The following is a 5,529-nucleotide window of genomic DNA, read 5'->3' as shown; positions in this document are numbered from 1 at the left end:
GCTGGACCGGCTGGCCCACCCGGCCCGCCGGGTGTCCCTGGCCTCGACGGGGCGAACGGCTCCGACGGGGCGCCGGGCCCAACCGGCCCATCAGGCGCCCGAGGGGAGACCGGCGCCGCAGGGAAGGACGGGCCCTCCGGCGAGGACGGGCCAGCTGGGGCGGCTGGCCCTGTCGGCCCGCAGGGCCCGGCTGGTCCGCAAGGTCCGGCGGGGCCGCGTGGCGAGCAGGGACCGCAGGGCGAGGCCGGCCCGGCGGGCGCTCAGTGCCCGGACGGGACGACGGCGGAGACGGTCACGGTGGTCACGACCACCGGCGCGCGGCAGATCGCCGCGTGCGTCGCGGACTAGGGCTGGTGGTACTGGATGCCCGTCTGCTCGAAGCGCGCCCGCACCTCGATCGCATGGGCGGCGGCGACCTCCATGTCGGCGCCGGCCGCCTGGAGCAGCTCGACGATCGGCCCGCTGATGCCCTGCGGGTCGGCCATCGCGGCCCCGGCCTGGATACCGAGCAGCCGCGGATCAGTCGACACCTCACGGACCGCGGCGACGGCCTGGTCCCGTGGGGCGTCTCGGTCGCTGCCGGTGCCGTACCGGCCGGCCACCCCGGACAGCCCGGCCAGGACGAGCCGGTCACTGGCCGGCAACCCAGGAACATGCACCATCCGTCGACCGTACCCAGGAGGGAACACCATGGAGAGCCAGACCAACCCTGACCCGGAGTCGACCGAGCCGCTGGTCACCGTCGGCACCATCACCGCCGCCGTGACCGCCGTCCTCGGCCTGCTCGTCGCGTTCGGCCTGCCGGTCAGCGACGACCAGCAGGCGAGGATCCTCGGCGTCATCGCGGTCATCGCGCCGTTCGTCGTCACGTTCTGGGGCCGCCGGACGGTGTACGCCCCGGCGACCGTGGCCCGGCTGCTGCGCCGGTAGCATTCTCGGCGCGGTGCTCCCGGTGACGTCCCGGGCAGCGCCGACCAAACCACAGCGACCCCGCCGGCTGCGAGCTGGCGGGGTCGCTTCGTCGTAGGGTCAGCGGCCTGATCGGGTGGCGCTCTGCCGGACCGCTGCGATTCGGGTATGCCCGTACTGCGCCAGCTCAGCGCGTAGAGCACCTTCGTCACCGACCCCGAGGGCTGCGGCGATCACGACACGCTCCATCAGGTCGGCGATGACGAGGCCGTGCCAGCCACACACCTGTGGGCTGTCAGATTCGCACATGGAATCGATGGTGGCGAGGGCCGGACAGCGGACGACAGACAGGTTGTCCGTCGGTCAGCCCAGGGTGAGCGCCAGCACTCCGAACACCTGCTTCTCCGGGTACTGGACTACGCCGCGGTGAGACACCTCGATCCCGTAGAAACCCTTGCCGGCCGGCACGTCCGGGACCGTGAATGCGAACTTGCAGCCCTTCCCGCTGGTCGCCCCGGGAGCGGTCTCCAGGATGCCGTTGCCCAGTTTCCCGAGGCCGACAGTGGCGCCGGCGGCGTCGGTGATGGTCACCTGCGCTCCGGGTGTGATGTCGTCGTAGCCGCCGTCGCCCTGGCATCCGGTGGTGCTGTTCCAGGTGACGCCGTCGGTGTCGGTGAGCATCAGCGTTCCGGCGACGGTCCGGGCGGTGGGTGCCGCGTTGCTGGTCGCGGCGGCCGGTGTCGGCTTCTGGTCGTCGCTGGAGCAGCCGGTCAAGGTGGCGGCGAGCAGCACGGCGGGCAGCAGTAGGTGACGGATGCGGGTCATGCACGGCAGGCTACCGACCAGCAGCAACGCGTGAGCCCCACCAACCGGCGGGTCGGTGGGGCCCTTCGGACGAAGCCGATTCCCCCGCTTTCTGCGGCCTGAGATCAGGTTGCGGGCGGCTCAGACGCCGGTCGGGGGAGCTGTGCGCCCGGCTCGCCGACGTACCAGCGTGTCAATTCTCGGAGGATGGCGGATCGGTCGCTGCCTGCGGCTGCTGCGGCTTCGCCCAGCTTGGCCCAGAGGTCTTCATCCATTCGGACCGTCTGGCGTGCGGTGCCTCTGCCACTTCGCCCGGTCACAGGACGCAGGGTGTCATGACGCGCCGGCTCGCTCGGGATTGCGTGTGTCATGACACGGAGGCTAACGTGTGTCATGACACAGCGATAGTCCGGCCTAGAAGTCGGCACCCGGTCCGCGATTCAGCCGCTGACCGGGTGCCTTGATCGGGAGGAAGCCCGACCCATGCAAGATCGTAGTCCCGCCGTCGTGCACCGGAGGTACCTCGACCGGCGCGTTACCGGCACCCCCGCCTACGTCGCGAGCGTCGTCACGCAGCTGCGCGACAGTGGCCGCCTCGTTCACTCGACCCCGCCGCAGTGGACCCCCGACGGCGCCACCGTCGTCGTCCGGTTCCTCGACCGGCCAGCCCCGGCGACCGCCGTGGCGCGACGTCGCCGCCGCTGGCCGGTCGTCGCCGTCGCGACCGCCGTGGTGACCGTCGGCGGGGTGGGCGTCTACGCGCTCATTCGCCTGGTCGACGCGCTCGTCGCTGCCCTGCCCGCCATCCTCGCCGCCCTGGCCGTGCTCGCCCTCATCGCGATCCTGTCCGGGCCCGCCCGGTCCCGGGTCGTGTGCGTGACGATGCACGGCCCCGGCTGCCGCCACCACTGACCGGAAGGGACGACGATGACCGCGCCCGCCAGCACGTACCCCCGCAGCGTCGAGCAACTACTTCCCGACGCCCGGAACCTGGCCACTCGACTCGGTGAGCTGCCGTCGCGTAACCGACTGATGCGCGAGCTGCGCATCGGCGCACCGAAGGCCGAGGAGGTTCGCGACGCACTGATCGCCGAGCACGTCCGCGAACTTGCCGAGTCCGCCCCGGCCGAGCCCGCCCCAGACCCGTGGGACCTGGCCGAGCCCACCAGATTCGAGCCGGGCTTTTCTTCCGCAGACGACGACGTGAACCGAGACCTCGGCCCGCACCGTGTCGAGCCGGTGAGCGCCCCGCCGGCCACCATGTCGACCCCGGTCGAGACCCGGGTGTCCGAGCCGACCAATCCGACCCCGGCCGGATCCGAGCCGGCCACCACATCGGAGGCGATTGTGCAGGTCGGGGTCGACGGACACCCGGGCACGGCGGCCGAGTCCAAGCCGCGGCGACAGCTGGTGGTGTGGCCGGTGATCCTGCTGGCGCTGCCGGCGTTCGTGGCCATCTGGTCCGGGTGGGTCGGACTCGGCGGACTCGCCGGTTTCGGCGTCGTGCACCCGCTGCCGGGCATCTGGGATGACTTCTCCATCAACTCGGCGATCACCCTGCCGATCGGGGTGGAGACGTACGGCGCGTACGCCTCGTACGTGTGGCTGTCCGGTCGGGCGTCGGTCCAGCTACTCACCTTCGCCAAGTGGTCGGCCATCGCCTCGCTGCTGATCGGCGCGCTCGGTCAGGTCGCCTACCACCTGCTCGTGGCGGCCGGCGTGACCTCTGCGCCGTGGCAGATCACCACGGCGGTCGCCTGCCTGCCGGTGGCCGTGTTCGGGATGGGCGCCGGCCTGGCGCACCTGGTGCGAGAGGACGGCAAGCGATGAGCCGCAAGCACACGGTGCTGCGACTGACGTACCGCTACCTCGCCGGCCGGCCCCTCGACGGGCGGGCCGGCTACCCGTACCGGAGCCGCGGCAGCGGCCGGCTCGCCGGCTGGCAGCGGCAGGCATGCCGCGTCGGCGTACCCGCCGCCACCGCCGTGGTCGTGGCCCTGCCCGAGCAGTCCCTCACCGCCGCCACCGCAGTAACGCTCACCGCCGCGTGGCGCGGCCGACGCCGTCTGATGCAGCGCCGATTCCACGCCGAGTACATCGCGCCGACCCTCGCCGCGATCACCCCGCCGCTCGGCCTGCAGGCCGGTGTGCGGCTGCACGTCGACCCGTCGCTGGGCAACCTCACCCCCCGCCTGGCCAAGCCGCTGTCGCCGGCCGAGGAGCGGATCCGGCTGCTCTACGGCGAGCGCATCGAACCGGTGCTGCGGTGGCTACCCGAGCACGTCCAGCGCGGCGCCTGGGCCGTACAGCGCAAAGCCCGGCCGGTCACGTCCCGACTGGAGGTGTTCCGCCGCCCCGGCGAAGAGCTCGGCCCGCGCATCGAACTTGTCATCGACACCCCGTACCTGACCAAGGAGCAGAGGCAACTCGTGTCATCCATCATCGGCAGCAAGATCCCCGTCGCCGACCTGGTCGAGTCCTGGCATCAGGTCGGAGCCCGCGTGCGCGCCCGCTGGACGGTCCGCAAGCGGCCCCCGGCCGTCGTTGGCCACGACCAGGTGGCCGAGCAGTTCCCCCGTCTGGCCGAGTGGGAGTTCTACATCGGGCAGGGCGCCGGAGACCGGCCGGTGGTGTTGTCGCTGCGCGACGACTCCCCGCACATCGCCGTGAGCGCCGGCTCGGGCGCCGGCAAGAGCGTCCTCGCCCAGCTGGTCGCCGTGCAGGTCCTCGCCCGCGGCGGCCGAACGACAATCCTCGACCGCAAGGGTTCGCACCGGTGGGCCCTCGGCCAGCCGGGCGTCGACTACTGCTCCCGGCCGGAGCAGATGCACCAGGCTCTCATCCGCCTGGCGGCCCTCGCCGATGAGCGCAACACCCTGGCCATGCACGAAGAGGAAGACTGGGACCCGGGCGCGCGGGAGCTGGTCATCTGCGAGGAGCTGAACGCGACCATCGGGCAGCTCGCCAACTACTGGGCCGAGGTGCGGGACAAGAGCGACCCGAAGCGGTCGCCGGCCATCGCCGCCCTGGCCGACCTGCTCTTCATGGGCCGCTCGGCGAAGGTCAACGTTCTGGCCATCGCGCAGATGCTGACTGCCCGCGCGATCGGCGGGCCGGAGGCGCGCGAGAATTTCGGGATCCGCTGCCTGGCGAGGTACACGGCGAACAACTGGAAGATGCTCGTGCCGGAGGCGTCGATGCCGCGGGCGTCACGGACGTTGGGCCGGTGGCAGGTCGTCATCGGGGGACAGGCCACCGAGGTGCAGGTCGCCTACCTGACCACGAAGCAGGCCCGAGCGCTGGCATGTCCCCGGTCCCCGGAGACATCGCAGGTCAGCGGCCTATCAAGCCCTGCCGGGGACTTCCTGACGTTGCGTGAGGCGGTGGACGCTGGGGTGCTGCCGTGGACGTACGAGGCGGCTAAGAAGCGTCTCCAGCGCAGAGTCGGAACGATCCCGGCGCCGCGTGGCAAGCGCGGAACGGCGGATCTGTACGCCCGCGCTGATTTGGCTGCGTGGGCCGGCGGCACCAAGGTTGGGAGCACCCCCTCGTGACCCTCAAGTCGTCCGTCATCGTCGCCGCCACGCTGCTCGGCCTGGCCGTGGCCTACTACGTCGAGTGCGCTGTGTTCCCGTGGGGGAAGTGCTCGCGCTGCAAGGACAGCCCTGGCCGGTTGATGTCTCCTGACGGTGTCCACTGGCGGCCGTGTCGCCGCTGCAAGGGCGCCGGCCGGCGGCTACGTACGGGCCGCCGAGTGTGGGACTTCATTCAGCGTCGCCGCGAGGCCGGCCAGTAGACCCGCAACGCAGAGCCGCC

General features: G+C 71.8%; 7 protein-coding genes. 4 read left to right on the top strand and 3 right to left on the bottom strand.

What is annotated here, in order from left to right:
• Positions 1-344: 344 nt before the first annotated feature.
• On the bottom strand, positions 345-662 hold the full coding sequence (locus AB0J68_RS25905) for a hypothetical protein (RefSeq protein ID WP_363940804.1): 318 nt from the start codon (positions 660-662) through the stop codon (positions 345-347).
• A 28-nt stretch (positions 663-690) separates the two neighbouring features.
• On the opposite strand from AB0J68_RS25905, the gene AB0J68_RS25900 reads away from it, so the two are divergent.
• A complete protein-coding gene (locus AB0J68_RS25900) occupies positions 691-930 on the top strand; it encodes a hypothetical protein (protein WP_363940802.1) in 240 nt (79 codons plus the stop codon).
• Between the two features lie 342 nt (positions 931-1,272).
• Here AB0J68_RS25900 and AB0J68_RS25895 read toward each other — a convergent pair whose 3' ends face one another.
• Positions 1,273-1,734, bottom strand: a complete 462-nt coding sequence (locus AB0J68_RS25895; protein WP_363940800.1) for a hypothetical protein — start codon at positions 1,732-1,734, stop codon at positions 1,273-1,275.
• A 104-nt stretch (positions 1,735-1,838) separates the two neighbouring features.
• A complete protein-coding gene (locus tag AB0J68_RS25890; RefSeq protein ID WP_363940798.1) occupies positions 1,839-1,988 on the bottom strand; it encodes a hypothetical protein in 150 nt (49 codons plus the stop codon).
• 208 nt (positions 1,989-2,196) lie between these two features.
• Between AB0J68_RS25890 and AB0J68_RS25885 the strand changes: the two genes are divergently transcribed.
• The 3 genes from AB0J68_RS25885 to AB0J68_RS25875 are packed head-to-tail and all read left to right on the top strand — an operon-like array spanning position 2,197 to position 5,267.
• Positions 2,197-2,625 (top strand): hypothetical protein, encoded by a 429-nt coding sequence (locus tag AB0J68_RS25885; protein ID WP_363940796.1) that lies wholly within the window; start codon positions 2,197-2,199, stop codon positions 2,623-2,625.
• 15 nt (positions 2,626-2,640) lie between these two features.
• Positions 2,641-3,543 carry an ABC transporter permease gene (locus AB0J68_RS25880; RefSeq protein ID WP_363940794.1) on the top strand — a complete coding sequence of 301 codons (903 nt, stop codon included), beginning with the start codon at positions 2,641-2,643 and terminating at the stop codon, positions 3,541-3,543.
• Positions 3,540-5,267, top strand: coding sequence for a DUF87 domain-containing protein (locus tag AB0J68_RS25875; protein ID WP_363940792.1), 1,728 nt, complete (start codon positions 3,540-3,542; stop codon positions 5,265-5,267). Before AB0J68_RS25880 ends, AB0J68_RS25875 begins: the two co-directional genes overlap by 4 nt.
• The last annotated feature ends 262 nt before the right edge of the window (positions 5,268-5,529 follow it).

It is taken from the genome of Micromonospora sp. NPDC049580, from assembly GCF_040675595.1.
Classification (GTDB): domain Bacteria; phylum Actinomycetota; class Actinomycetes; order Mycobacteriales; family Micromonosporaceae; genus Micromonospora.
Note: the sequence above shows the minus strand (reverse complement) of the source record. Positions and strands in the feature narration are given on the sequence as shown.

Excerpts from the sequence above, each read along its gene's own strand:
- AB0J68_RS25880 (WP_363940794.1), top strand. The coding sequence starts at position 2,641 with ATGACCGCGCCCGCCAGCACGTACCCCCGCAGCGTCGAGCAACTACTT.
- AB0J68_RS25900 (WP_363940802.1), top strand. The coding sequence starts at position 691 with ATGGAGAGCCAGACCAACCCTGACCCGGAGTCGACCGAGCCGCTGGTC.
- AB0J68_RS25875 (WP_363940792.1), top strand. The coding sequence starts at position 3,540 with ATGAGCCGCAAGCACACGGTGCTGCGACTGACGTACCGCTACCTCGCC.
- AB0J68_RS25890 (WP_363940798.1), bottom strand. The coding sequence starts at position 1,988 with ATGGATGAAGACCTCTGGGCCAAGCTGGGCGAAGCCGCAGCAGCCGCA.
- AB0J68_RS25905 (WP_363940804.1), bottom strand. The coding sequence starts at position 662 with ATGGTGCATGTTCCTGGGTTGCCGGCCAGTGACCGGCTCGTCCTGGCC.
- AB0J68_RS25895 (WP_363940800.1), bottom strand. The coding sequence starts at position 1,734 with ATGACCCGCATCCGTCACCTACTGCTGCCCGCCGTGCTGCTCGCCGCC.
- AB0J68_RS25885 (WP_363940796.1), top strand. The coding sequence starts at position 2,197 with ATGCAAGATCGTAGTCCCGCCGTCGTGCACCGGAGGTACCTCGACCGG.